The organism is Variovorax sp. AC103, from assembly GCF_979254005.1.
In genome coordinates this window covers 72,903-96,661 of the sequence record NZ_CEEDFC010000024.1, presented here as the reverse complement: position 1 = coordinate 96,661, position 23,759 = coordinate 72,903, and the positions used below count along the sequence as shown (strand labels likewise).

At 61.0% G+C, this 23,759-nt stretch carries 31 protein-coding genes and 2 tRNA genes; 21 read left to right on the top strand and 12 right to left on the bottom strand.

The features are described from left to right. Positions 1-798: 798 nt before the first annotated feature. From AC0IYU_RS28400 to AC0IYU_RS28375, 6 genes are all read left to right on the top strand, one after another. Complete coding sequence (locus tag AC0IYU_RS28400; RefSeq protein WP_472124033.1) at positions 799-1,404, top strand: hypothetical protein; 606 nt, start codon at positions 799-801, stop codon at positions 1,402-1,404. A 1-nt stretch (position 1,405) separates the two neighbouring features. Next, entirely contained in the window at positions 1,406-1,747 is a 342-nt protein-coding gene (locus AC0IYU_RS28395; protein ID WP_472124030.1) for a hypothetical protein, read from the top strand. Continuing rightward, entirely contained in the window at positions 1,744-2,628 is an 885-nt protein-coding gene (locus AC0IYU_RS28390) for a zonular occludens toxin domain-containing protein (protein WP_472124027.1), read from the top strand. The genes AC0IYU_RS28395 and AC0IYU_RS28390 overlap by 4 nt, the downstream gene beginning before the upstream one ends. A 463-nt stretch (positions 2,629-3,091) precedes the next feature. Then, positions 3,092-3,685, top strand: coding sequence for a recombinase family protein (locus AC0IYU_RS28385; protein WP_472124024.1), 594 nt, complete (start codon positions 3,092-3,094; stop codon positions 3,683-3,685). A 50-nt stretch (positions 3,686-3,735) separates the two neighbouring features. Further along, positions 3,736-4,743 carry a heat-inducible transcriptional repressor HrcA gene (hrcA, locus tag AC0IYU_RS28380; protein WP_435437054.1) on the top strand — a complete coding sequence of 336 codons (1,008 nt, stop codon included), beginning with the start codon at positions 3,736-3,738 and terminating at the stop codon, positions 4,741-4,743. A gap of 31 nt (positions 4,744-4,774) precedes the next feature. Continuing rightward, positions 4,775-4,851, top strand: a tRNA-Ile gene (locus AC0IYU_RS28375). Between the two features lie 77 nt (positions 4,852-4,928). Here AC0IYU_RS28375 and AC0IYU_RS28370 read toward each other — a convergent pair. Genes AC0IYU_RS28370 through AC0IYU_RS28350 form a run of 5 tightly spaced genes read right to left on the bottom strand, consistent with a single transcriptional unit; the run spans position 4,929 to position 7,914 of the window. Beyond that, entirely contained in the window at positions 4,929-6,029 is a 1,101-nt protein-coding gene (locus tag AC0IYU_RS28370) for a tyrosine-type recombinase/integrase (protein WP_472124021.1), read from the bottom strand. A gap of 1 nt (position 6,030) precedes the next feature. Continuing rightward, positions 6,031-6,243 carry a DUF4224 domain-containing protein gene (locus tag AC0IYU_RS28365; protein ID WP_472124018.1) on the bottom strand — a complete coding sequence of 71 codons (213 nt, stop codon included), beginning with the start codon at positions 6,241-6,243 and terminating at the stop codon, positions 6,031-6,033. Beyond that, the gene (locus tag AC0IYU_RS28360; protein WP_472124016.1) at positions 6,240-6,458 is read right to left on the bottom strand and encodes a hypothetical protein; all 219 of its coding nucleotides are present in this window, start codon (positions 6,456-6,458) and stop codon (positions 6,240-6,242) included. The genes AC0IYU_RS28365 and AC0IYU_RS28360 overlap by 4 nt, the downstream gene beginning before the upstream one ends. A gap of 8 nt (positions 6,459-6,466) precedes the next feature. Next, positions 6,467-7,555 carry a hypothetical protein gene (locus AC0IYU_RS28355; protein WP_472124015.1) on the bottom strand — a complete coding sequence of 363 codons (1,089 nt, stop codon included), beginning with the start codon at positions 7,553-7,555 and terminating at the stop codon, positions 6,467-6,469. Continuing rightward, the gene (locus tag AC0IYU_RS28350; RefSeq protein WP_472124013.1) at positions 7,552-7,914 is read right to left on the bottom strand and encodes a hypothetical protein; all 363 of its coding nucleotides are present in this window, start codon (positions 7,912-7,914) and stop codon (positions 7,552-7,554) included. Before AC0IYU_RS28350 ends, AC0IYU_RS28355 begins: the two co-directional genes overlap by 4 nt. A 431-nt stretch (positions 7,915-8,345) precedes the next feature. Between AC0IYU_RS28350 and AC0IYU_RS28345 the strand changes: the two genes are divergently transcribed. After that, positions 8,346-8,777, top strand: coding sequence for a helix-turn-helix domain-containing protein (locus AC0IYU_RS28345; RefSeq protein WP_472124010.1), 432 nt, complete (start codon positions 8,346-8,348; stop codon positions 8,775-8,777). Between the two features lie 391 nt (positions 8,778-9,168). Here the strand turns inward: AC0IYU_RS28345 and AC0IYU_RS28340 are convergent, their stop codons facing one another. Beyond that, a complete protein-coding gene (locus AC0IYU_RS28340) occupies positions 9,169-10,125 on the bottom strand; it encodes a hypothetical protein (RefSeq protein WP_472124007.1) in 957 nt (318 codons plus the stop codon). Positions 10,126-10,267: 142 nt separating this feature from the next. Here AC0IYU_RS28340 and AC0IYU_RS28335 point away from each other — a divergent pair, with 142 nt between their 5' ends. Then, entirely contained in the window at positions 10,268-11,116 is an 849-nt protein-coding gene (locus AC0IYU_RS28335) for a hypothetical protein (RefSeq protein ID WP_472124004.1), read from the top strand. 120 nt (positions 11,117-11,236) lie between these two features. Here AC0IYU_RS28335 and AC0IYU_RS28330 read toward each other — a convergent pair whose 3' ends face one another. Then, positions 11,237-11,536 carry a hypothetical protein gene (locus AC0IYU_RS28330; protein ID WP_472124001.1) on the bottom strand — a complete coding sequence of 100 codons (300 nt, stop codon included), beginning with the start codon at positions 11,534-11,536 and terminating at the stop codon, positions 11,237-11,239. 504 nt (positions 11,537-12,040) lie between these two features. Continuing rightward, positions 12,041-12,475: a helix-turn-helix domain-containing protein gene (locus AC0IYU_RS28325; RefSeq protein WP_472123998.1), complete on the bottom strand. Its 435-nt coding sequence runs from the start codon at positions 12,473-12,475 to the stop codon at positions 12,041-12,043. 78 nt (positions 12,476-12,553) lie between these two features. Between AC0IYU_RS28325 and AC0IYU_RS28320 the strand changes: the two genes are divergently transcribed. After that, entirely contained in the window at positions 12,554-12,787 is a 234-nt protein-coding gene (locus tag AC0IYU_RS28320; RefSeq protein WP_472123996.1) for a YdaS family helix-turn-helix protein, read from the top strand. A gap of 373 nt (positions 12,788-13,160) precedes the next feature. After that, the gene (locus tag AC0IYU_RS28315; protein WP_472123993.1) at positions 13,161-13,460 is read left to right on the top strand and encodes a helix-turn-helix domain-containing protein; all 300 of its coding nucleotides are present in this window, start codon (positions 13,161-13,163) and stop codon (positions 13,458-13,460) included. Positions 13,461-13,548: 88 nt separating this feature from the next. On the opposite strand, the gene AC0IYU_RS28310 is transcribed toward AC0IYU_RS28315, so the two are convergent. Next, a complete protein-coding gene (locus AC0IYU_RS28310) occupies positions 13,549-13,836 on the bottom strand; it encodes a hypothetical protein (RefSeq protein WP_472123990.1) in 288 nt (95 codons plus the stop codon). Positions 13,837-14,253: 417 nt separating this feature from the next. Between AC0IYU_RS28310 and AC0IYU_RS28305 the strand changes: the two genes are divergently transcribed. The 4 genes from AC0IYU_RS28305 to AC0IYU_RS28290 are packed head-to-tail and all read left to right on the top strand — an operon-like array spanning position 14,254 to position 17,181. Further along, a complete protein-coding gene (locus tag AC0IYU_RS28305) occupies positions 14,254-14,571 on the top strand; it encodes a hypothetical protein (protein WP_472123987.1) in 318 nt (105 codons plus the stop codon). Further along, positions 14,568-16,391: a toprim domain-containing protein gene (locus tag AC0IYU_RS28300; RefSeq protein WP_472123984.1), complete on the top strand. Its 1,824-nt coding sequence runs from the start codon at positions 14,568-14,570 to the stop codon at positions 16,389-16,391. Before AC0IYU_RS28305 ends, AC0IYU_RS28300 begins: the two co-directional genes overlap by 4 nt. Next, positions 16,388-16,642 (top strand): hypothetical protein, encoded by a 255-nt coding sequence (locus tag AC0IYU_RS28295; protein WP_472123981.1) that lies wholly within the window; start codon positions 16,388-16,390, stop codon positions 16,640-16,642. The genes AC0IYU_RS28300 and AC0IYU_RS28295 overlap by 4 nt, the downstream gene beginning before the upstream one ends. Next, the gene (locus tag AC0IYU_RS28290; protein WP_472123978.1) at positions 16,639-17,181 is read left to right on the top strand and encodes a hypothetical protein; all 543 of its coding nucleotides are present in this window, start codon (positions 16,639-16,641) and stop codon (positions 17,179-17,181) included. Before AC0IYU_RS28295 ends, AC0IYU_RS28290 begins: the two co-directional genes overlap by 4 nt. Positions 17,182-17,318: 137 nt before the next feature. Here the strand turns inward: AC0IYU_RS28290 and AC0IYU_RS28285 are convergent, their stop codons facing one another. Both AC0IYU_RS28285 and AC0IYU_RS28280 read right to left on the bottom strand, forming a co-directional pair. Next, positions 17,319-17,732 (bottom strand): hypothetical protein, encoded by a 414-nt coding sequence (locus tag AC0IYU_RS28285; RefSeq protein WP_472123976.1) that lies wholly within the window; start codon positions 17,730-17,732, stop codon positions 17,319-17,321. A 31-nt stretch (positions 17,733-17,763) separates the two neighbouring features. Further along, positions 17,764-18,180 (bottom strand): hypothetical protein, encoded by a 417-nt coding sequence (locus tag AC0IYU_RS28280; protein ID WP_472123974.1) that lies wholly within the window; start codon positions 18,178-18,180, stop codon positions 17,764-17,766. Between the two features lie 111 nt (positions 18,181-18,291). On the opposite strand from AC0IYU_RS28280, the gene AC0IYU_RS28275 reads away from it, so the two are divergent. Beyond that, a tRNA-Met gene (locus AC0IYU_RS28275) sits at positions 18,292-18,365 on the top strand. Between the two features lie 77 nt (positions 18,366-18,442). Next, entirely contained in the window at positions 18,443-18,640 is a 198-nt protein-coding gene (locus AC0IYU_RS28270) for a hypothetical protein (protein WP_472123972.1), read from the top strand. 92 nt (positions 18,641-18,732) lie between these two features. Here AC0IYU_RS28270 and AC0IYU_RS28265 read toward each other — a convergent pair whose 3' ends face one another. Next, positions 18,733-18,972: a hypothetical protein gene (locus tag AC0IYU_RS28265; RefSeq protein ID WP_472123969.1), complete on the bottom strand. Its 240-nt coding sequence runs from the start codon at positions 18,970-18,972 to the stop codon at positions 18,733-18,735. Between the two features lie 84 nt (positions 18,973-19,056). Between AC0IYU_RS28265 and AC0IYU_RS28260 the strand changes: the two genes are divergently transcribed. The 5 genes from AC0IYU_RS28260 to AC0IYU_RS28240 all read left to right on the top strand — a co-directional run bounded on the left by AC0IYU_RS28260 (position 19,057) and on the right by AC0IYU_RS28240 (position 23,711). After that, positions 19,057-19,362 (top strand): HNH endonuclease signature motif containing protein, encoded by a 306-nt coding sequence (locus AC0IYU_RS28260; RefSeq protein ID WP_472123966.1) that lies wholly within the window; start codon positions 19,057-19,059, stop codon positions 19,360-19,362. A 167-nt stretch (positions 19,363-19,529) separates the two neighbouring features. Then, entirely contained in the window at positions 19,530-19,943 is a 414-nt protein-coding gene (locus AC0IYU_RS28255) for a hypothetical protein (protein WP_472123963.1), read from the top strand. After that, positions 19,924-21,636 carry a terminase large subunit gene (locus tag AC0IYU_RS28250; RefSeq protein ID WP_472123961.1) on the top strand — a complete coding sequence of 571 codons (1,713 nt, stop codon included), beginning with the start codon at positions 19,924-19,926 and terminating at the stop codon, positions 21,634-21,636. The genes AC0IYU_RS28255 and AC0IYU_RS28250 overlap by 20 nt, the downstream gene beginning before the upstream one ends. A gap of 198 nt (positions 21,637-21,834) precedes the next feature. Then, complete coding sequence (locus AC0IYU_RS28245; RefSeq protein ID WP_472123958.1) at positions 21,835-22,278, top strand: HK97 family phage prohead protease; 444 nt, start codon at positions 21,835-21,837, stop codon at positions 22,276-22,278. 5 nt (positions 22,279-22,283) lie between these two features. After that, positions 22,284-23,711, top strand: coding sequence for a phage major capsid protein (locus AC0IYU_RS28240; protein WP_472123956.1), 1,428 nt, complete (start codon positions 22,284-22,286; stop codon positions 23,709-23,711). Positions 23,712-23,759 lie beyond the last annotated feature (48 nt).

Below are 23,759 nucleotides of genomic sequence, written 5' to 3'. Positions count from 1 at the left end.
AGGCTGATTGGTCTGCGCGTTTTGGGCCTCTTGCTGGCCCTTTGCGCTGGCTCGTCTAACGCCATCATCCCTACAGGGAATCAAACGCAGTACGGCGCGCCTGGCGGGTCTGAAACAACGATGGTGGAGGCGAACTGGCGCAGCACCATGGTTGACGCTTGCGCGGTGGGTGCAACACGCACGCTCGGGATTAACGCCAGTACGACGCAATCTGTTTCCGTGCTGGCTTGCGCCTTAGGTACTGATGCTGTGCGTTATCAATTGACGCTGAAGCCGTCGGTTGGTGGGGGGACCCTCGAGCGGACTAGCACGATGCAGACGCGCGTCATACAGGGTTGTCCGGCGAACAGCGTTGGTGTGACTGGTGGCTGCCAGTGCAGTTCCGGATACAAAGAGAGCGGGTCGCAGTGTGTGCCTGATGTGAATAAGTGTGCTTCTCAACTAAACAAGCCAGCTACTGTTAACTGGACACTTGGTTGGACGCGAACTCCAAATGACAATGACAGAGCTTGGGTCGGTGGCAACGGGATCTCCGTCCCACCATCGGGTTCGGTTGCGTGTGTGGCGGGCTGTGAAGTTGGTGTAAATCTCACGCTGGCGGGTGTGCCTCAGAAGTCTCAAGTTCCCGCTCCCAATGGCATGTATCGAGTCAGCGCGCCTTTCGAGGGAGTTGGCAGGGGCAGCGAGTGCACAACGCCTACGGTTGCGACAGATAAGAGTGCGCCGATATCGCCGTGTCCTGGGTATGTCGGTGAGATTGACGGCAAGCTTGGTTGTTATGGCACAGCGGAAAAGCCCGTGATCACCAAGGAACAGCCGTTGCCTGATGGCGCTACGCCCATCGCGGGTAACCCTCCCGCCGGTACTCCGGCCACCTCTGGCACTGGTGCTACGGGTGGCGCTGGTCCGACGCCTGCCACAGGCACGGGAGGCAACGATGGTGGTCCTGCTGCGGCTGCGGTGGGCGGCAAAGGCGGTAGTGCTGGTGGGTCTGCGAGCGGCACTGGTGGCAAGATCAATTCCGATGGCAAGGAGGAGAAGGACCCATGTGGCGCACCCGGTCAGGCCGAATGCAACGTGAAGATCAACGAGAAGGGCACGCCGGAGGGTGTAGGTACGACTTATGACGTTGCCAAGGCCAAGATGGACGAGACGAAGGGCAAGAACGAGGAGCAATTGCAGAAGGCGGCTGGCACCGGTGACAAAGGATTTTTCGAGCCCGTGCGTTCCATGTTCTGGGCTCCTCCCGTTGCTGCGTGCGAGACCTTCGATCTTCCGCAGTCGGTGGGTGGTTTGAAGCTCGATGCGTGCGGGGTGGTCGATGGCGTGCGCAACGCGATGGCTATCGTGTGGGCCGGTGCGGGTCTGTTTCTGTGCTTCGGAATGATCAAGAGGAGTTTCTGATATGCCGTTACTCGCTGCCTTCATCGGCTCTCTCGCCAGTGGCCTGGCTACGTTGTTCGCCACGCAGATGGCTTACACCAGCGCGCTCAAGCTAGCGGCGTACGTCACATGGATCAGCGTCGCCGGCCTCTTCATCGCGTCCGTGTTCGTGTGTTGCAGCACGCTGTACGGCATGCTCGGCAGTGTCAGCGTCGGCGCTGGTTGGGTTCGTTATCTCTGGATGGGCTTGGGCATGTTCATTCCGCAGAACGCTAGCGCTGTAATGGCCTGCATTGCCTCGGTCTGGATCGCTTCCAGCGTCTGGAAGATTCAGCGGATCGGCATTGAGAATTTCTCCAAATGACCGACTACGCACTGACCGGCAAAAAGGGTACCGGCAAGAGCAAGAACGCCGTGCGTCTGTTTCGCGATCGGTACCTGAAGCGTAAGCGGCGCTGTGCCACCAACCTTGATATCAACCTCAAGGCCATGTTCGGCGTGCACTCCAAGCTGACCTACGTGCGCATACCGGACAAGCCGAGCGCCTTCGATCTGCTCGCCGCGGGCCATGGCAACCCGGACAGCTACGACGAGGATTTGAACGGCGGGCTGTTTCTCGATGAGATGGCCACCTGGCTCAACACGCGCACCTTCGCCGACAAGGAACGCGCTGCCACGCTTGACTTCTTCGCCCACGCGAGAAAGCACGGGTGGGATACCTACTACATCATGCAAAACGTGCTGCAGGTCGATAAGCAGTTGCGCGAATCGTTCATCGAGCAGACCGTGCGCCACACCCGATTCGACAAGGTGCGCATTCCGTTCATCGGCTGGCTGCTGGCGTTGCTGTTCGGCGATAAGGCTGGCTATCTGCCGCGTTTCCACCTGGCTGTCGCGCGCATGGGCACCAACCCGCAGGAAATGGCCGCTGACCGGGCGACCTACACCGGCAAGGACCTTGAGGCCTGCTACGACACTCGGCAGGTGTTCGTGGCTGACTATCCCCACGGTTCGCATTCGGTGCTGTCGCCTTGGCACGTCGAGGGCCGGTTCCTTGAGCCCGAGAAGCTCGGTTTCTGGGCCCAGGCATGGTTAGCCCTCACCAAGCCGACAAAACCCGCCAAGCAGGCCCCGAAGACCTTCGACCCGAGGTGGGCGCGCGTCGTCAGCCTGTGCCGTCAGTTGCCACCCTCTGAACGGCTTGAGGTCATGGCCCGATATGCGAGGGCAAGCGCGGGCCGGTAGCCCTGCGCTAGCGGGGCGGACGGTTCGCGGGCCGCCCTCGCTACTCGTTGCCCAGTTCGTCGTCCCCTTGAACTTGCCTCCTTCCTGCTAAGCCGGAAGTTCGGGGACCCGCTTGCGGGGGTAAGACCTTCGCGCGCCCTGTACCCGGCAGTTCGTCAGATTGATCAATCCGCGCGCATGTCTGGAAGGCTCGTATTCGTCGTCTTCCCCGGTTCCCGTCGACCTCCAGTTCTACCGTGGGCCAGACCCTCTCTCACTCCGTCTCTTACCGCTGCTTTCACGACCATGTACAGCACCCAGAACATGATCGCCGTGACGATTGCCCCGATCACCGCCTGGAAGATCAGCCCTTGCAAGATGGCCGCTTCGAACTGCTGTAGTTGCCTTCCCATTCCTGCTCCTCAACGTGTTGTAGCTAAATGTACTATGCTATGAAAATAATAGCGCGGAGTGAGGCGAGCTGATGCTGGTTGGCTATGCGAGGGTATCCACGAACGAACAAGAGACAAGGATGCAGCTTGATGCGCTGCGTGGTGCTGGCGTGCGTCGCATTTACTCGGAAAAGACCAGTGGCGTAGGCCCTCGGCCCGAGTTGCATAAGGCGCTTGCGTTTCTTCAGCCTGGCTACACCTTGGTCGTTTACAAGCTCGACAGACTGGCGCGAAGCCTTAAGGATTTGCTCCATCTGCTTGACCGCTTGAAGCTGGCAGGTTGCTCTGTGAAGTCGTTGACTGAGCCCATCGATACCTCGTCTGTGATGGGTGAGTTCGTGCTTCAGATACTCGGTGCGGTCGCGCAGCTTGAGAGGGCGATCATTCGAGAGAGGTGCGAGGCTGGCCGCGTCTCAGCGCGTGCACGAGGAGTGCTCTTTGGTCGTCAGCCGCTGGTCACTGGTGAGGTGGCCGACCTGGCTGCGGTGCTGTATCGCGAGGGGTTTACGCTCGGTGAAGTCGCGGTGTTGCTCGATGTGTCGGCTACTGCGATTCGCTCTGCTCTGATGCGGGGCGGGGTTGGTCGGCGGGGATGGGGCGGCGCTCGGTATCGAAGGTTGAGCTAGTCTCGTCGTCGCCGACCGAATTTTTTAACGTACAACACTAAAATCTTGCAATGCTGGACGACCGTGCCAAGTTGCTGCTCAAGACGCTCGTCGAGCGCTACATTGCCGACGGGCAACCCGTCGGGTCACGCACGTTGTCGCGTTCGGCGGGGCTGGACCTGTCGCCCGCAACCATCCGCAACGTCATGTCCGACCTCGAGGGGCTGGGGCTGATTGCCAGCCCGCACACCTCGTCGGGCCGCATCCCGACGCACCGCGGCTACCGCCTGTTCGTCGACACCATGCTGACCGCCCAGCGCGAGCACATGACCGCACCGAGTCTCGCGCCCGACCAGCCACAGAAGGTGATTGCCAACGCAGCCAACCTGCTGTCGAACATGTCGCAGTTCGTGGGCGTGGTGATGGCGCCGCGGCGCGCCTCGGTGTTCAAGCAGATCGAGTTCCTGCGCCTTTCCGAAAAGCGGCTGCTGGTGATCATCGTGTCGCCCGACGGCGACGTGCAGAACCGGGTGATCTTTCCGGAAGCCGACTATTCGCAGTCGCAACTGGTCGAAGCCTCGAACTACATCAACGCGCACTATGCGGGCCTGACCATCGAGCAGGTGCGCGACAAGCTTCAGTCCGAAATCGAAACGCTGCGCGGCGAGATTGCCACGTTGATGCAGGCGGCGGTGCAGGTGAGCTCCGAGGTGCTGACCGAAGCGCAGGAAGACGATGTCGTGATCTCCGGCGAGCGCAACCTGCTCGCGGTGAGCGACTTCTCCAGTGACATGGGCCAACTGCGCCGTGCCTTCGAGCTTTTCGAGCAGAAGGCCCAGCTCATGCGGCTGCTCGACGTGTCGAGCAAGGCCGAAGGCGTGCGTATCTTCATCGGCGGCGAGAGCCAGGTGGTGCCGTTCGAAGAGCTGTCGATCGTGAGCGCCAATTACGAGGTCGACGGGCAGGTCGTGGGCACGCTGGGCGTGATCGGGCCGACGCGAATGCCTTACGAACGCATGATCCAGATCGTCGACATCACGTCGCGCCTGGTGACCAACGCGCTGAGTCATCGCAAGTAGGCTGCGCGCCGCGAATAGAATCGTGCCGCGTGGGCCGTTAGCTCAGTTGGTTAGAGCAGCGGACTCATAATCCGTTGGTCGATGGTTCAAGCCCATCACGGCCTACCACCAAACCCCGTATTTGCTGGATACTTTGCTACAAAGTCTGTAGCGGTGTTCCGCAATTCACGAAGGTGTTCCGCAAATCATCGCAGCGGCTTCACTTTCTTTCCGACCTTGTGTCGGATGTAGTTCGCCGTCATCGCCTCGGTGGTGTGGCCCAGCAGCCCCTGCGCTTGCCTGGTGCCGCCGTCTTCGTCCGCCTCCGTGGCGGCTTTAGCCCGTAGGTCGCGGAACTGAAACGCGGTCCCCTGGACGCCAGCCAGAGCGCGCGCGTCATCGAACCGCCGCCGCAGCATGGCCGTGGTGAGCTTCTTGCCGGTCTCGTTCACCAGCAGCGCGGGCGAGGTCGACCCGAGCCCGGCCTTGAACGCGCTGATCTCTTCCAGCAGCGTTTCCAACTCACCCCCGATCTCCATCCGCAGCTTCGCTTTTGTCTTGCCTTGGCGAACGTGAAGCATGCCGTTCGCAATGTGGGCGTCGCTCATCCGCAGGACATCCGCGGGCCTCTGGCCAGTCAGGTGCGCCAGGCGCAACGCGAACCGCAACGGCTCGCCCGCACGCGCCATGGTCCGCGACAGCGTCTCGTCGTCAACCATGACATCGCGCCCCTCTTCGGTGTAGCCCTTCACGCCCGTGCAGGGGTTGGCCAGCCGCGTGAAACCCGATGAGCGCGCGTAGTTCCAGATGTGGGAAAAAAGCGCCTTCTCGCGGTTGGCTCGGACCTGGCCCAGCTTCGGCGGGATCGGTATCGGTGGCCGCCCATACTTCACGCGCTCGGCGTTCTTCGCTTCAGCCGCCTTGCGGGCCTCCTTCACCCGCCATTCCATGTACTGCCGAATGTGCTTCGGCTCGATTTTGTCGAGTGGTGCGGGCGGCGTGTTGAAGAACCTCAGCAGCCAATCCCTTTCCTTCTCGTTGTCCCGCCTGGTGCGCGGCTGCTTCTTCGGGATCTCCTGCGCCCAGTAGGACTGCACGACATGCGCAAACGTGCCCTGTGCCGCTTCCGGCTTGGCCCGCTTCGCCAGGTCGGCCCACTTCTGCACCGCGATCACGTAGTCAGAGCCGAGCGGGATTTCTCGCCGTGGCTTGCCGCCCGTGTCGAAGTAGTAATGAATGAGCTTGCCGCGCTCGCGGGCACGCATCCCCTTGGGCAGGTTTGCCCAGCGCGTCGGCTTGCGTCCCATCTCAGGCGCCTACAAGGCCGGGCGTCCAACCTGCTTGTGCTTCGGCGGGCTCCCTGCGGCCTTCCACGGTGGCGCGCGTGACCACGGGGTGACCCGAGGCATTCACGCGGAAGGCGATCCCCTGCGCGCGAAGCCGGGCGATCTGCTTGGATTTGATCTTGAATCCCGTCAGTTTTGCCAGTTCGGCATCGTTCAGGAAAAGGTCAGCGCTCACGCGGGCGTCCCCATGCGCACCGCCTCGGCCAAGACGGCGCGAACGATCGCGTTTCGAATGTTCCCACGCGCACCGACGGGAACCGCACTCCAGATCGCCGCGAAGTTCTTGTCGATGTGCTCCATCACAGTGAAAGCCACTAGGTCGGCATTGATCGTAGCTTGGGGCTTCGGCACGAGTCTGAGCCCTGGCTTGCGCGTGCTGCCGGTGGTCATGCCGGCTTTCACCGCGTCCTCGCAATCGCGTCGTCAAGCGATTCCTTAGCGAATCCAAGGAGGCGCGATGCGCCATGCAGCGCCACGTCGTCATGCGCTTCAAGAGCCGCGTCCAGCACTGTAATGGCCACGGCCAACGGGGCGGATGCGTCCTCGCACATCCGAACGTTGCGAGCCGCGACGCCTTCCCCAAGGATTTCGTATGCGCGTTCAGCGACGTACATGGCGCCGTACAGGATGTCCTTGCCCACATCGTGCAGACGAGCCTGGATGATCGCGATCACTTCGCTGACCATGAAGTACGCGTTCTCTTCGATGCCGGTCGCCTCGAAAACCAGCTTCTGAGAGACCGAAGGGGTTGATTCGAATTCTTCGCCTTGTGTTCCGGTCGGACCGGGTTCGCCCGCTTCGGTCTCTTCCAAGGTCATCGCCTGGTAGTAATCTGCATCCTGGCTTACGCCGCCAAGAGCCGCCGAAAGAACGGCAGTGAATCCAGCGCTCAACGAGTCGTCACACAGCACCTTATCGAAGGCATCCAGCACGAAATTCCGTTGGATCTCGCCAGCCTCGCGGTGGCTGCGGTAACCCTCGTGAGAGCTTGAGTTCGGGGCAATGGACTTCATCATCTGGATTGCGAGATCCCTGCCGCGTTCGAAGTCGTGCGCGTGGCCTCCTTTTGGCAACTCCCGCACCGCATCGTTCGTTGGATCGAGCGCGTTCAGCGCGGCGTCAAGCAACTTCGACGCCTCGTCAAGGGTGGCGTGCAGGACCGTTCCCTTGGCGAGCGTGGCGGCGGCGCTGAGGCAGGCAAAAACCGGCTCCAACGCCATGTAAACACGCCTTGCATCCGCTTGGGTCAGGTCAACGCGCTGGATGATCTCCCAAGGGGAAAGAATGATGTCATGGTTGATGTGACTCAGCAGTACATCGACTAGCTCTCCGCGCTCAGCAGCGTCATAGGCGGTCTCAATCTTTCCCTCAGCCGCGTGAATCCATTGGCGGATGTCTGCGATGGTGACCAGCGGCGGGTCGGTCTTGGCGACGAAGCCAGGGCGCTTTGTAGCCTTGGTGCGGGGCTTGTGCAGCACGGCGTTCATTGCAGATTCCCCTCGGGCAGTTCAGCGGTGAAGCCATGAATCTTGCGATAGGCTTCACCAATGGTGACGTCGTCGTGGCCGAGATAACTGAGGAGGATTGAATTCATCGCATGGATGCGGGCAACCATGGCGCGAATCACCACACCTTCCGCCGGCTCCAAGGCGTCTGCGCGGGAGATCACTTCGTTTGCAAGAATCTCGATGTCCGCGGCGGCATCAAAGACGAGGTGCAATGCGAAGTTGCCTCCGTTGGGCAGCGGGGTGTCGACCGTAATCTCCGTCAGTGCTTGGTCCTCAAGCAAAGTGGGAGGGGCGAACGCGGTTGCGTCGATTTGTGGGCGCGTGCTAACCTTGACCATGTGAAGTCCTATCCTTAGCGGGGTGGTTTTTCATCGAGGCTGTGTTCGTTGGCGCGAACATGGCCTCACCTTTTTCTGACTGCCGCATTTGGCGCTGCGGCAGCTTCGAATTCTCGTAAAGCGCTTTGCTGAGCGTGTTCATGCTGTTCGGCACCTCGATCCCTCGGTATCCAACATTCGCGAGTGTTCAAGTCGCATAGTGATTTCTTTGGTGAGTGACCGATAGCCAGCGTCCGCCTTGGCTCGCAAAAAGGCTTCGAGCTCGTCTGTGAGCACGAGCGAGAACGGCGGCTTGCGTCTTCCGGTCGGTGTGGTCTTAGTAGGCATAGAATCTCCGAGGTGGTACTAATTGGTACTGAACAGTAGGATGACGTACTGTCCCATATGCTCGGCTACTGGTCAATACTCTTCATGACTATTTTTTACTCTTGATGGACGAAACGCTTAGGCTGCGGTTGGTGAAGGCGCGTTCAGCCCTGGGCTGGAGTCAGCAGAACCTTGCCGAGGTGAGTGGGGTAGCTGCTGCTCAGATCTCTCGGTACGAGGCGGGGCGTAGCGCGCCGCGGGCGGAAGTCGTTGCCAAATTGGCGAAAGCGCTCAACGTGGAGTTCGAGTGGTTGGCTCATGGGAGTGGGCCGGTGGGCGCTGCCGGTGATGTCCCGAACTACCCAACTGGTGTTTCGGTGTATCCATTCGACATTCCGCCAGAGCACTACGATGCGATAGCGAAGTTTGCGGAGGAAGAAGGGCTGAGCATGGAGATGGCCATCCGAAAACTTGTCTTCGAAGGCCTTGCTCTTCGCCGCAGTGGCACTGACTTGACCGACATTCGCAGGCGGCTCGAGAAATTGGAGCAAAAGTGACATGCAGTGACGTAACGACGTCGACTGCAATGTTCACCATGGATTGCCAATGCAGGCGCCGCCCAGTTGATTGTGTTTGCCCGATGTCGTGGAACGCATGCCGCGATGCTGACGGCATGCAGTCAAGACCCCAGATCCCTAGTGGCGGGATCGCCTGAAAACCTTGATTTGTATCAGGGCCACCACCCCAGCATCGGTTGACTGCCAAGAGTGATCCCTGCTCCCGCTGCGGCTTGCTTTCCATCATCGACCTCCAACATGCCCGCGCTGCATCTAATGTGCTGCGGTATTGGAACATTGGACGTCGACAAGCCTGCAATAGATAGGTGGATGAATTGCCCTAGTTAAGCGGACCATCCAAGTTCACATGCACTCGTTTCTTGCTCGAGGGTCAAATACGACTGCGAGGCCTTGGACCAGGTTTGAGTCCGTCTGGCCGGAGAATGGCGGCCATGGCTTTAGCCAACTCGTCAGAGATGTCGTGGTTTTTCACCAGCCAAGCTGCGATTTCCTTGCTTGTTGGCGGCTCAGTAATTCCTTCCTCGTAGGTACTCCACCACTCGTGCGCCGCATGCCGAAGTGCCGCAAGCTTGCTTGTGTCGTGAGCCGGCCAGAGGTGACCTCGGTCTGGCGCGAGCGCGCGGCCCGTTGCCTCCGCAAGGAACCGTTGAAGCTCGCCAGTCCGCACAACTACCAGTGAACGGTCGGGAAGACCCGGAGCGGGCAGGTAGTCATTAACTACTTTTCCCGTGTACTGCGGTAGCGTTGGGTCGTTGTACCAAGCGCGGTTGATCTCCTTTTTCTTGAACGGCTCCATCACCTGCCAGATTTCTTTCCGATCCGTTGGGCGCGCTAGAAGGCTTCCATCAATATTGACGAGTTCGATGTCGGGACCGCCGATCTGCTCCTGCAGCATCTGCTCGACGTCGATGCGCTCTCCACCGATCATCGGTAGGTCCCAAATTCCCTCCATCTTTCGGACCTCGTCGCCAAATAGGATGGTCTCCGCGTCGTTAATCACGGAGCCATTTGGAAACTGCGTCTCCACCCAGCCACGGTTTGGAGCGTCTGCCCTTCGCTGCCGCCTTCCTGCCGAGTCGGGTTCAGAGAGATCCTCGTGTAGCGTTACCGGTATTGGAATGGACCTCGTGCCTGCCTCTGCGATCGGCGTAACTTTGCCTCGCCTCCCATATGCAAAGTTCACCAGGTTGACTGAGAGCTTGAGATGCCCATCGAGCGCTAAGCGAAGCAGATCCGCTTCGGTGGCGGACTCTTTAAGCACAGCGGAGAAATGAGCCGCAGCCTCCGGCAGAGTGAGCCACTCCTTCCACTTCAGCAGCTTACTCACGGTTAGTTGTTCTCGGATTGATCACACCCGTGATATTGCCATCAACACGAGGGAAGGGCGACTATGGTTGATGCTGAGGAAGCGGCTGTCGCGAAACGCCAGAATTCGGGAGGATCATCAACCTGTTGACAGGACGTACTCCTTGTATCCCTATCCGGCTTCTGCGCTGTTCTCTGACGACGCTCTCAGCTTGCTCAAGATCCTTGGCAAGCACTTTGTGAGCATGCTGGTGGTTTTCGAGACTTCAGCGGGGCAACGACAGGTGCGTTCATATTCGGCCTTCGTTGTAAGCTTCATGGGCACATGGCACTTTTTGACGGCTGGCCACTGCGTTCTTGAGATGAAGGAACTGAAGGCCCACGGCTATGTGATCGCCGCTTGGGACGTCAACGATGCATTTGCTGGCGGCCCGTATTTCCGGTCCTTTACTGTGGAACTGCGACTGGAGGACTGGGTGTATAGCTATTCGGAATTTGATCCCTCCGGTCCCGACATTGCCAGCGCGCCCATAGCTCCCTTCCACCTGAGGACACTTCGGGCCAACGGGATCAGGCCGCTCGACTTGACGGCTGACCTTGAGCGGCTCAGCGGGACGCCGTTCGATCGTATGGGCCTTGTCGGCGTGCCAGCGGAAAAGACAGTCCAGAGAGGTGACCGGGTAAACCAAGTCCTGTTCTGTATTCCCGTCAGGCCACTCGAACCTTTTCAGGTGGTCGAAAAGCTACGCAGCGAGGAGCGGCGCATGTTTGGACAGATCGAGAGTGATGAGTTCGGGAGTTCCGGTATCACCACGATTGCCGGGACAAGCGGCGGTCCAGTCTTCGGGTTTTGGATCTCGGATGACCGCAGCACGTTTGACTATGCCGCGGTGGGAATTCAGAGCGGATGGGATCCGGCATCCAAGCAGATTGCAGCATGGCCGCTCGACGAACTTTCTGCGGCCCTTGCTTATCACCAAGCACTCATCGAAAGTGGGAAAAACCCGGCGTAGCGCTTACCTACCGTGTAGGCAGGGACTCAAAATCCCCACCGAAAGGTGTGCCGGTTCGATTCCGGCCCGGGCATGAGAAAGCCCGCGCTAGGCGGGCTTCCAGGGGTGTTTGCAGTTGCTCTACCAGCCGTGACGCTTGTAGTGCTCGGCCTCTTCGATATATGCGCCGTGCATCTCGTCGATGTAGCAGAGTCGAATGCTGTAGACGATCATGAGCAGTGAGGCCACACAGAAGGCGGTAAACGTCCAAAACGCAAGAGTTGTGTCGGCTGCGGCCGGACTCATACGGCCAGGGATCATCAGTAGCTCAGTGACCGCCAAGCCGATCAAGAACAGGCACCCCGCGGCAGCGAAGTAAGTGGCCCAGCGCCACTTGCCAAACCTGTGTGCAATCCGTCCCGTGTCGAGCAATTCCAGCATTTCCGCCTCCAGTGACGCCGAGCGTATCTGGATTCTGAGTACGCTGCGATAGGGGCAATCACGACTGCAGAATCCGTATTCGAGCTTTCCGAGCACCCGCGCTAGAAAAGCGCATGCCTCAAAATTGCGGCGGTCGCCATCCTCGGTCCTCCGCCACTGCGTGCTGATGCCGACCTAGGCACTACGATTCCGAGCGCTGCACTAGGGAGGCGCGACTTATGAGATGGAGAAGGGCATCAGTCTACTGAGTGCTCCACTGTTGCACTGACCTTCTTGGGCCAATGAGCACCTCAACTCCAGAGCTTGGGGCGTACGGGTGGCTGACTTAAGCCTTTGGCCGTTGTGAACGTAGCGTCACATTGCATGCAGGTGTATGTCACCTCATCCAGGCTCGCCGTTTGCACGGTCTGCGTGATCTTCCATTTGTGCCCTTTGAGAAGGCACCAAAGATCGACTTTTTCCTGATCTTCCATTCGCGGTTTCTCCAGAGTTCTGCGGAATGTATCAAGCCTTCGACGCGGGCGAAGATGCGCCGAAAAACCGCTCGATGTCCGCAATGGTCTGTTCGATGAGCGCCGTGTCTTCCGGATGCTCGATCAGGTCAACCAGCAGGTTGGCCAAATTCTTTCGAAGGGTCGGCCGCTGCTGAGCAGCGATCTCGGCCAGGTGCTCTACCAGCATCCGCACTGAAGGCCCTGCGTCACCACCAACAAGCCGGAGCGACGCGCCTTCGATCTTGTGCCCCTTGCCCGTCTCCAGCCATTCCGCTGAAACACGCAGTGCTTTCGCAATGGACACGAGCTCGCGCGGACGCTGTCTGAAGCCAGATTCGATGTTCCCAATCGAGCTCTGAGACACGCCCACTTCTTCCGCCAGCTGCACTTGGCTCCAGCCCAGCTCCTGCCTGACGGCCTTGATTCGTTCTGCGATGGTCTTCACGAACGAAATTCTCCCACAGGTTTTAAGTGCGTTCGTGTTAGATTATGGGCTTCGAACGTGTTTAGAAGGGGATCTGTCATGCAAGGCTTCTGGCAAGCGGTACTGGCGGCGGGTGGCTTTGGCAAGCTCGCCCGCTTGATTGGGGTTGCGTCGAGTACGCCGAGCAACTGGGTCACGAGAGGACGTGTGCCGGCGGAACACTGCCCAGCCATCGAGCGGGAAACTGGTGTTCCTTGCGAGGTTCTCCGGCCGGACGTGCCTTGGGAGGTGCTTCGCAACTCAAAGCCTCGTTCCCACAAGGCGACGGTCTGATGCCCGCCGCTCATCGCTTGTCCGGGCGCGGTGCCGCACGGCCTCTCGGTGTGACGTCGACATCCTGGGCTGCGAATCGCACTTCGACATCTCCGTCGAGCCAGCGGATCACAAGCCTGCTGGTGCGGAGCGTCACCCGAGCAGGCGTTCGGCCAGTGGGATCGGCGTTGGTGCTCAGCGTTGTCCGCGTGCTGTTGTGGATGAAGTCCGGGTCGTTGGTTGCGGCTGGCATGGGGTGGCGTGTGTTCATGGCTACGCAGTCTCGGCATGCCTGCCTGGAAGCGCCAGCAAGACGCAGAGCAGGCTCTTGCGCCAGCTGCAAGCAGCTGCACGGGGCCGGAACCAGGTGCACGCAGCTGCAGGGAGCTGCAACGTGACCGTCGACCCTCCCGAAGACCGCGCCCGGAAGATCGTATCGAGCATCCTCAAGGCGACTCAGCGCGAAGCCTCCCAGACGGCCATCGCCGCGGCCATGGGGGTTAGCGAGTCCACGGTCTCCCGCCTCCTGAGCGACCACCTGGACAAGCTGGCGTTAGTCATGGCTCATGCCGGCCTGCGCGTCGTTGGTCAAGACATGCGTTGCTTCCCGCCCGACTACGTGGACGCGCTGTTGCTCATGGCAAAGCAGCACTTGAGCGCGGTGCAGAGCGTCCGCACGCTGGAGTGGGACTGATGCGCCGCGCGATTTTGTGGTTCGTCCACTTCATCTACTGGCTGCGAGTGCACCGCGGCAATTTCAGCAATGCCCGCTGGGCGACCGATCACGAAATGGGGGCTTGGCGATGACCAGCGATGCACGCATATCCACTGGGCTTCCTGCCCACCCAAAGACCAAGAAGCTGATTCGGCGCGCTGGCGTTGTCGGTGCCTGGCATCTCGTGTGCCTCTTCCTGTGGGCCGCCGACAACCGCAGCGATGGCGAACTGACGGGCATGAGCGACGAGGACATTGAGCTCGCCGTTGACTGGCCGGGCGAAGACGGCGCTTTTGTCCGCGAGCTTGTGGCGGTCGGCTTCCTCGACGGTGAGGAAGGCGGGCGATCGATCCACGACTGGGAGGAACACAACCCTTGGGCAGCCGGCAGCGATGCGCGTTCAGAGAAGTCTCGCTTTGCTGCGCTGTGCAAGCAACACGGACGCGCGGAGGCTGCCAGGAAGATGCCTGACTACGCCGCGCGCATGCTCGCCGCTGTGCCAAATAGTGCCAGTGGCAGTGCCACGGGCACAGTAGTGGGACTGCCCAACCCTGCTAGTGGTGTGCCAGTAGCTGAATCTGGCAGTGCCCCGTCTCCGTCTCCGTCTCCGTCTCCGTCTCCGTTACCGTCTCCGATACCAAATACAAATACCCCCCTAACCCCCCAAGGGGGGAAGCGTGACCGAAAAGCCGAAGCCGAGAAAAGCGCATGCTTGCCGGGCTTCACGGTGTTCTGGGCCGCGTATCCCCGAAAGGTCGGGAAGCAAGCCGCCATGAACGCGTGGGTGAAGCTCTGCCCCGATGAGGCGTTGCAGGCCAGGATCCTCGGCGCGCTGGCAGCGCAGAAGCCGCACCTCGACAAACGCGAGAACGGTCGGTTCATCCCGCATCCGTCGACCTGGCTCAACGCAGGGCAGTGGGACGACGAGCTTCCCGGCGGCAAGCCGGCGCCTATTGAGGCGGACGGCCGGGTGTGGTGGCAGATTGCTGGCTTCGGCCATCCGGCAGAGGCCGCAAGCGCTCGATGTCACATCGTCAACTATCGCGAATTTCGCGACGGCAAGCGCATCCCGGCCGAGGAGGTCGCTTGAACGCCGCCGAGATCAAGCACATGCTGGCCAATCAGGCCGCCGACGTCGCGCGCATGCTGCTGCCGCAGGGCAAGCAGCGCGGCAGCGAGTGGAAGGCCGGCAACACGAGCGGCGAGCCCGGCGACAGCCTCTCGGTGTGCATCCGTGGCCACAAGGCCGGTGTGTGGAAGGACTTCGCCAGCGACATCGGCGGCGACCTGATCGATCTGTGGATGGCGTGCCGCGGGCAGTCGATGGCGGAGGCGTTGAAGGACATCAAGCGCCACTTCGGCATCCGCGACGACTTCCCGAAGCCGCCGGTGAAGACCTACCGCCGGCCGGACAGTCCGCGCGCACCAGCGCCGCGCGGCCGGGCTGCCGAGTGGCTGACGGGCCGAGGTCTGACCGACGACACGATCAAGGCCTTCAAGGTTGCCGAGTTGGTGCAGCACGGCAAGACCTACGCGGTGTTCCCCTTCATCGACGAGCATGGCGAGCTGATCAACATCAAGTACCGGAATCCGGACGAAAAGAAGGACATGCGCCAGGAGCAGGGTGCCGCGCCGTGCCTGTTCGGCTGGCACCTCATCGAGCCGAAGGCGCGAACCGTCGCGATCACTGAGGGCGAAATCGACGCGATGACGCTGCATCAGATGCGCGTGCCGGCGCTGTCGGTGAATCAGGGCGCGGGTAATCACCAGTGGATCGAACACGACTGGGAAAAGCTCGAGCGCTTCGACGACATCCTGGTCTGCTTTGACAACGACGAGTCGGGCGACAAGGGAGCCGCCGAGGTCATCAACCGGTTGGGGATCGAACGCTGCCGCCGCGTGCGGCTAGGCGCCAAGGATGCCAACCAGTGGCTGCAGGACGGTGCCGAGGCCGTCGACTTTCAGCAAGCGATGGAAGACGCTCGGCCGCTCGACCCCGAAGAGCTGCGCAACGCCGACGAGTACACGGTGGCGGTTGAAAACCTGTTCTACCCGCCGCCTGGCACGCCGTTGCCGCCGGCCCTGTACATCGACAAGGAACTCGAGTGGTTCCGCTTCCGCCAGGCTGAATACACCTGCTGGACGGGCATCAACGGCCACGGCAAAAGCCTGATGCTCGACCAGATCCTGCTGGGCCTGATGCTGCAGGGCGAGCGCGTCGTGATCTTCTCGGGCGAGATGGGCACCGCGCGGCACCTGAAGTGCATCCACAAGCAGGCCACCGGCCTGGACCGCCCGACGCGCGAATACATCCGAGCGGTGGGGCAGTGGCTGCGCGACCGGCTCTGGCTGTTCGACCTGGTGGGCGTGGCAAAGCTGGATCGCCTGCTTGAGGTGTTCGCCTATGCCGCGCGGCGGTATGGCGTGCGCCACTTCGTCATCGACAGCTTGATGATGATCGACGTGCCCCAGGACGGGCCCGGCTCGATCACGAAGCAGAACGAGGCCGTGCAAAAGCTCGTGTCGTTCAAGAAGACGCACAACGTGCATATCCACCTGGTGGCGCACCCGCGCAAGCTGCGCGACGAGTCCGAGGCCCCCGGAAAGATGGAGGTGGCCGGCGCCGGCGGCATCGTCAATGGCGCGGACAACGTGTTCTCGATCTGGCGCGCCCAGAAGGACGAAGCGCCCGCCAATCCCAACGACCCCGACGCGGTCGCCAAGTGGCAGGAACAACAGCTCGACATCGACGCGAAGTTGATCCTGAAGAAGCAGCGCGAGGACGGTGTGCAGGACTTCACACAGGTGCTGTGGTTCGACAAGCCCTCGATGCAGTACCGCACCAGCCAGCGCCGTTACCCGCTGAGCTTCGTCGAGTTTTCCACCCAAGACCAAGAGGCTTCCCAATGAGCATGAAGGAATTCGAGCAGTATCTGAAGGCGTCGGACTTCTTCCACGACGCGATGAACACCCACCGCACCGCGACGGCCGAGGTGATCGCGAGCTTTGCGCTGCTGCTGAAGCAGGACGGCAAGGTGACTGACGCTCAGCTTGATCGGCTGCTTCGTCGGCTCGCAGATGCCACGGGACGCCCTTCGGTGGATGGGAGCCGCCGCATCCTAGCCGCCCGTATCGAAGACACCGTGAAAGGGCGCGCATGAAGGTGATCGAGCGCTATGCCAGCGCGGTTCGGTCGACGAACCTGGAGATCAACGAGCGCACGACCCGGTCAGATTCGGATGTGCTGGGAGCGATGGGCCTGGCCTCCCGGGAATTCCCGCTGGCCGTGGCGCTGCAGCGTTTGTTCTTGGGCGACAGTACCGCGGCTCGTGAGCTTGTCGAGATCTTGGCCGATGACGCCTGGCGGCAGGCGAGGGCGATGAAGGTCAAACTCAACCGCGTGCAGGCCTACGACCTTGCCCAAGGCTGCGTCGCTTGGCATCGGAATCCAACCTGCGATGCGTGCGGCGGGCATGGCGCCACGGTGATCCCGGGTAGCACGACACTGGGCGTAAAGTGCAAGCCCTGCAAGGGCACCGGCCGCACCTCATTGAGCAAGCTGTTCAAGGAACACGTGGAGGTCGCTGATTGGCTCGTGGCCCACATGGAAAAGCATCAAGCGATGGCGGGACCGGAGGCGATGAAGCAGATCGCTGGGTATCTGGACTTGAAGATCGCCGTATCCGAAGTCTCGAAGTAAAAAGTCTTTACGTCGTTCCGGTTCCCGGCTTAAAATCGTCCGGCCTGTACAAATCCCGGGTGAGCCGGGAACAATAAGAGCAGCTCAACCGTCGATGGCGGAGCTGCCTCCAAAGATTCCAAAGCCGCCCGGCGTCGTCATGACTCGGCGGCTTTTCTCTTTTTGATCGCCACCTGCTGGGTGCCGATCCAAGACCAGACTTCTTGCGATAGATACCCGCCGACCACGTTCGCTATCTCCACGAGTAGGAACTGAAACTGCTCGACACCGCTGAAATTTCCGAGGCGTGCGCGTATTACGTCTGGTGCAGCGTCGGTTTCGAACACTATGGCGCAAGTGTGCTCGCCAGCTGAGACAACTCGCCAGCTCTTTCCGGCGGTGGACTCAACGGCACTCCGAATGTCACGCAGCAAGCCCGCGTGCTGTCGAACACTTGGGTAGAACAAGGTCAGTTGGTAGAGCGCCATCCGAGCATCGTAACTCGGTGCTTCTGGCAATTGAAGAGTGCGCAAGCCCGGCGGGTTTTTTGTGTCCCCGATATAGCTCAGCATTGCCGCGCGTAGCGCCGGTGGCTCTTTTCGGTCATCCAAATGGGCTTTCGGAGTGCCAAGAGGTCTGCGGCACTCGCTCTGTATTTCGATTCCCTCTGCTGGGCAGTTGTGTCGGACTCGAAAAATCTTTCGCGGTCGACCGAACCGGGGAAGCCATTTCAACAGGGCAGGTTATGTGGAGCTTGAGACTTGCTTCGAGTTCTGCATCTGCCGCCCGGATGGCTTCCAACTTGATGCGCGCGATCTCCTCCAGGCCCTCAGGCGTGATTCGCTCCACCCAGGCGTATTTCACTGGTTGGAAGCGCGCGGTCATCTTCAAGCGAGGCCAACTCTCTGATTCGATCAAGCCCGCCCCGGTCAAGACGCACACCCAGCGAAGTTGATCAGGTGCGGTCACCTTGTACGGAAAGCGAAATTGGGGAAGCTGGAGCAAAAAGTCTTTTGGCATGACGGGAAATTGTTCCGCGCCATTTTGCTTTGGGTAAGAATTTCGTATTAATGAACCCTGAACGCATGAGGTCGTGACTGAAAGTTCAGCCGACCTCAGGTGACTGTTTTCAGCGGTATAGCTCAGCCAAGTAGAGCGCCGGGTTCATACCCCGGATGTCGTCGGTTTGAATCCGACCACCGCAATCGTTTGCAGTTTTCTCCTCGATCGAGCAATCGATCCTTGCCTGCCTCGTGCGGGCTTTCTTCTTTGTGAGGTGCGCATGCACAAAGCCCTAGTCATTCTCTCTGCGCTGAACCTGCTAGGCCTGGTCGTGGTCATGTGCAGCCTGCGCGTGATCTACGACCGCATCACCCGCCCGACCGCCACCACATTCAGCCTCGACGAGGTGCACGCCTTCCAGGCGCGCCAGGCTGCCGCCGGCAAGGTGTCGCCCGCGCCAATGCCGCCTACCGTATGAAATGGGAAGGCGTGATCACCACCGACTACACCGGCGCCGAGGTGCTGGCGTTCTCGCGCGTCAACGCGACATGAGCATGACCGAGGTCAACCTCAATGGCTGTGCGGTGTGCCTTCGCCTTGCGCCTCCGCCAGTCGCTTCTCCACAAATGCGAGCGCGGCTTGAAGCTGCCCTAGTTGAGATGGCGGAAAACCCACGCGCAGGGCTGTGCCTGGTTTTGTCATCGACTCAAAATCGATCGCAAGTGCTTGCAGGTTCTCCGATAAGCGAACGCCACAGGGGCCCAAAGAAGGGAAATGGTCTGTGACTACAGGTTCGTTCTCTTCGCTCATTTCTTCCGCTCCTCGCCGGGGCCGTGTTGATGAACTTGAACTTTACCTGCGGACGGTGCGGGCGCTTCCTCCGTTCAGCCCGACGTGACCGCCAAGTTCAACAACCGAGACGGACGCATCCGTGGCCGCGCGCTGCAGGCCAGGCGCCTCAAGGTGTGGAGTAAGGACCCGTGCTGCGCCATGTGTCGCAAGCTGTGCGAGTTCAACGACAAGCCTGGCCGCGGGTTCCAGCTGGATCACAAGGTGCCTGTGTTCAAGGGTAGGCCAGACACCGAGGCCAACTGCCAGGTGCTGTGCGCTGGTGAGACTGGATGTCACGCCAAGAAGACAGCCAAGGACATGGGCTATGTGGCCCCTGTGCAAGTAGGTGAGGATGGTTGGCCCATTTGAGAACGTGTCTCACTAATGCAACTATGTTGCACAAATGATACGTTGCGAGGGCGCGACACCGGGGGGGAGGGGATTTTTTCGAAAAGGTCCTTTCTGGAAACCGGGCGCTCAGCCTTTTATTCACGCGTGCAGTTGAGAAATTTGGTTTTTGACCAGTCGAGGTATCCATGGCCAACCCGAAAAAACCGCGAGCGCTGAAAGTGGTTTCGGGAACGGTGCAACCGAGCCGCGACGAAAAGCCGGCCGTCGAAATGCCGCCGGTCTCACATGTGCCGGAGCCGCCCGACTGGATGCCGAACGCGCATGCCATCAAGGAGTGGAACCGGTTGGCGCCGATTCTGGTGGCTAACAAGCTGCTGACCGAGGCGGGTCTCGGGGCCTTCGGGCAACTGTGCGCCCTGCATGGCAAGCTGGTCCAGTTGTGGGCCGCGGGCGAGGCACCGGTCGCGTCGATGGTTGCGCAGTACCGCAACCTGATCAACGACTTTGGCCTGACCCCCGTCTCGCAGGGCAAGGTCAAGCCGGTGGGTGAAGAGCCGGCAGGAAACAAGTTCTCGCAGCGTGGCAAACGAGCCGCGTGATTTCGTCGCGATAGCGAAGGACTACGCGAAGAGGGCGGCGAACCCCAAGAATCGGAAGCAGTTCGGCATCTGGATGCGCTTGGCCGGCCAGCGCTTCCTGGATGACCTGAAGCGCGCGAAGAAGGCCAAGGGCGCCCCGTTCTACTTCGATGAGTGGCATGCGAGCGACGTGTGTCTGTTCGCCGAAGATCTGCCGCACGTCGAAGGGACTTGGGACACGCCGACAATCGTCCTGCACGAGTCGCACGTCTTCTTCTTGGTGCAGCTGTTCGGGTTTCGGAAGCAGGACGGCACGCGGCGGTTCACGACGGCGCTTTTTGCGATCGCTAGAAAGAACGCGAAGAGCACGTTGGCCGCGATCATCGGCCTGTACTGCCAGAACTGCGAAGGCGAGAACGGGCCGCAGGTCATCACCGGCGCGACGACTGGCCAGCAGGCCCGGATAGTTTTCAAGGTCGCGAAGACCATGGTGGAGAAGACCGCGGACCTCCGAACCGCGTTCGGGCTCGAGGCTTTCGCGAACGCGATCGCCAGCTACAACAACGGCGGCACCTACAAGCCGATCAATGCGAAGGCGAGCACGCAGGACGGTCTGAACCCGAGTTGCACGATCCTGGACGAGATCCACGCGCACAAGAACCATGACCTGCTGAACGTGCTGAAGTCAGCGGCAGGCGCGAGACGGAACCCGCTGTTCCTGTACCTGACGACCGAGGGCTACGCAAACCCGGGCCCTTGGGAAGAGGAGCGAGAGTTTGCAAAAAAGGTTCTGCGCGGCCTGATCGAGGCCGATCACTACCTGGCGGTCTACTACGCCGTCGACGAGAAGGATGACGACCTCGGCACCGAAGCCGATGACGATTTCGACGAGAGCGCCTGGCGGAAAGCGAATCCGCTGATGGACGTGAACCCGCTCCTTCTCGACGAGATTCGAAAGGCCGCCATCGAGGCGAAGGACAAGCCGGGCCAGCATGCCGAGTTCAAAATCAAGCGGCTGAACCGGCCGTCGTCTGTCGCGCAAGGCTGGGTCAACATCACGAAATGGCGCGAGTGCAAAGGCGCCGTCGATCTGGAGTACCTGCGGAAATATCCGTGCACTGGTGGCCTTGACCTGTCGAGCACCACCGACCTTACGTCGTTCCGGCTGGTTTGGGACATCGACGGATTCATCTACACGCACGGGTGGCGGTTCGTTCCTTCGATGGCGGTCCGGAAGCGCACGCAGCGCGGCCTGATTCCATACGCTGGCTGGGTTCTGAAGGAGTTGCTGATTGAGTCGGGCGTCGAAGCCATCGACTACACGCCGATCGAACAGAAGATCATTTGGGCGAACGAAAACTTCAACCTCGGCGCCGTGGGTTACGACGGTTGGAACGCATCGCAGACGGTGCAGCGCTTGAACGCCGCCGGCGTGAAGATGCAGCAGTTCATCCAGGGGCCGCGCAGTTATCACCCGGCCATGCAGGCGCTCGAGGTGGCCTACCTGAGCGGGCGCTTCGCCTTCGGACAGGACCCGATCCTGAACTGGAACGCATCGAACGTGATCGCGCGCCAGGACGCCAACCTCAACAACGCGCCGGACAAAAAGAAGGCGCCGGAAAAGATCGACGACTTTTGCGCCCTGCTGATGGGCGTAGGCGCTGGCCAGGTGGAGAAAGAGCCGCCGAAGCAGTACCAAGTTTTCTTCGCCTGACGCGAATCACACAACCGAAGCCCGCCGAGTGCGGGCTTTTTGCATTGGAGGTCCGAATGGATCGTGCCTACAGCGTGCTCGAAACCAAATCGGTCGAAGAGGGTGCGGACTTCGTGACCATCCGCGGCATCGCTTCGACTCCGACGACGGACCGCATGGGCGACATCGTCGCCCATGGGCGCGAAGTTCAAGACGCCCATGCCCCTGCTCTGGCAACACAACCACGATCAGCCCGTGGGACGCATGACTTTCGCGCAGCCTACGGAAAAGGGCATTCCCTTTGAGGCGGTGCTCCCGATCGTTAAGGAGACCGGCCTTCTGAAAGAGCGCGTCGACGAGTCTATCCACTCGCTGAAGTACCAGCTCGTAGCCGCCGTGTCGATTGGCTTCCGCGCGGTTGAAGGGCAGATCGAGCGCCTGAAAACGGGCGGTCTCAGGTTCAAGGAATGGGAGTGGTTCGAGCTGTCGCTCGTGACCATTCCGGCGAATTCGCAGGCGGTCATTACCGCCGTCAAGAGCATCGACCACGAACACCTGGCCTCGGCTGGCCGCGCTGGTGATCGGGTTGCACCGTCGGCCGCGAAAGCGGTGGCACTCACCAGCACCGCCAAGCGCGGAAACATCACCATCACCAAGAGGTAAATGAAATGACCCAGAAGACCATCAGCGAGCAAATCGCCGATCTGGAAGCGACCCGCGGCGCCAAGGCCGGCCGCATGACCGACATCACGAACAAGACGCTCGGCGAAAACAGAACCAAGGATGCGGCCGAAGGCGAGGAGTTCACCTCCCTGAAGGACGAGATCAAGGCAATCGACCAGGAACTGGCCGACTTGCGCGATCTGGAAGCCATCAACGTCAACAAGGCCACGCCGGTTCCCACCGTCACGCCTGGGAAGACCGACAACGGCACCGAGGCCGCAACCGCTTCCCGCGGCGGCAGCAACATCGTCGTGGTCGAGCGCAAGCTCGCCCCTGGCGTTGCCTTCGCCCGCCTGGCCGGCGTGATGGCGCACACCAAGGGCAACGCCCGTGACGCTCTCGACTTCGCCTCCAATCGCTTCCCCGAAGACAAGGGCATGCAGGGCATTATCAAGATGTTCTCGCAGCACAACTTCGAGGACGTGACCAAGGCGGCCGTCGCCGTCGGTACGACCACGGGCACGACCTGGGCGGCGCCGCTGGTGCAGTACAACCAGATGGCCAACGAGTTCATCGAGTTCCTGCGGCCCCAGACCATCGTCGGCCGCATCCCGAACCTGCGTCGTGTGCCGTTCAACATCAGCATGCCGCGTCAAACGGCCGGCGGTGCGGCGTACTGGGTGGGGGAAGGCGCCCCGAAGCCCCTCACGGCTCTCGCGTTCGACCAGGTGACCCTGCGCTGGACGAAGCTGGCGACGATTGCTGTGATCTCGGAAGAACTGGCTCGCTTCTCGCAGCCGTCGGCCGAGACGATCCTGCGCGATCAACTCGCCGCTGCGGTGATCCAGCAGATGGACTCGGACTTCGTCAACCCGGCCAACGCCGGCACGGCGAACGTGAAGCCGGCGTCGATCACCAACGGCGTGACGGCCATCCCGTCGGTCGGTGGCGACGAAGCATCGGTGAACGCCGACATCCAAGGTGTGTTCGCGCCCTTCATCGCGGCCAACCTGGCCCCGACGAACGCGGTCTGGATCATGTCCGCGACCAACGCCCTGGGCCTGTCGCTGATGAAGAACGCGCTGGGTCAGCGTGCCTTCCCGGACGTGAACATGGCTGGCGGCACCTTCTATGGCATGCCCGTGGTCGTGTCCGAAGCCGTGGGCAACATCGTCATCCTGGCGAACGCTCAGGACATCCTGCTGGCCGACGACGGCCAGGTGTCGATCGACGCGAGCCGCGAGGCCTCGCTGCAGATGGACAGCGCTCCGGACAACCCTGCCACCGCGACGACCGTGATGGTCAGCCTCTGGCAGAACAACCTGCTGGCGATTCGTGCCGAGCGCTACGTCAACTGGCTCAAGGGCCGTGCCGCTGCGGTGCAGTACCTGTCCGGCGTGAGCTGGAACGGCGTCGCTCCCGAGGCCCCGTAATTCCGGCTGACTGAGACCAAAAGGGCGCCCTGCATCGCACGGGCGCCC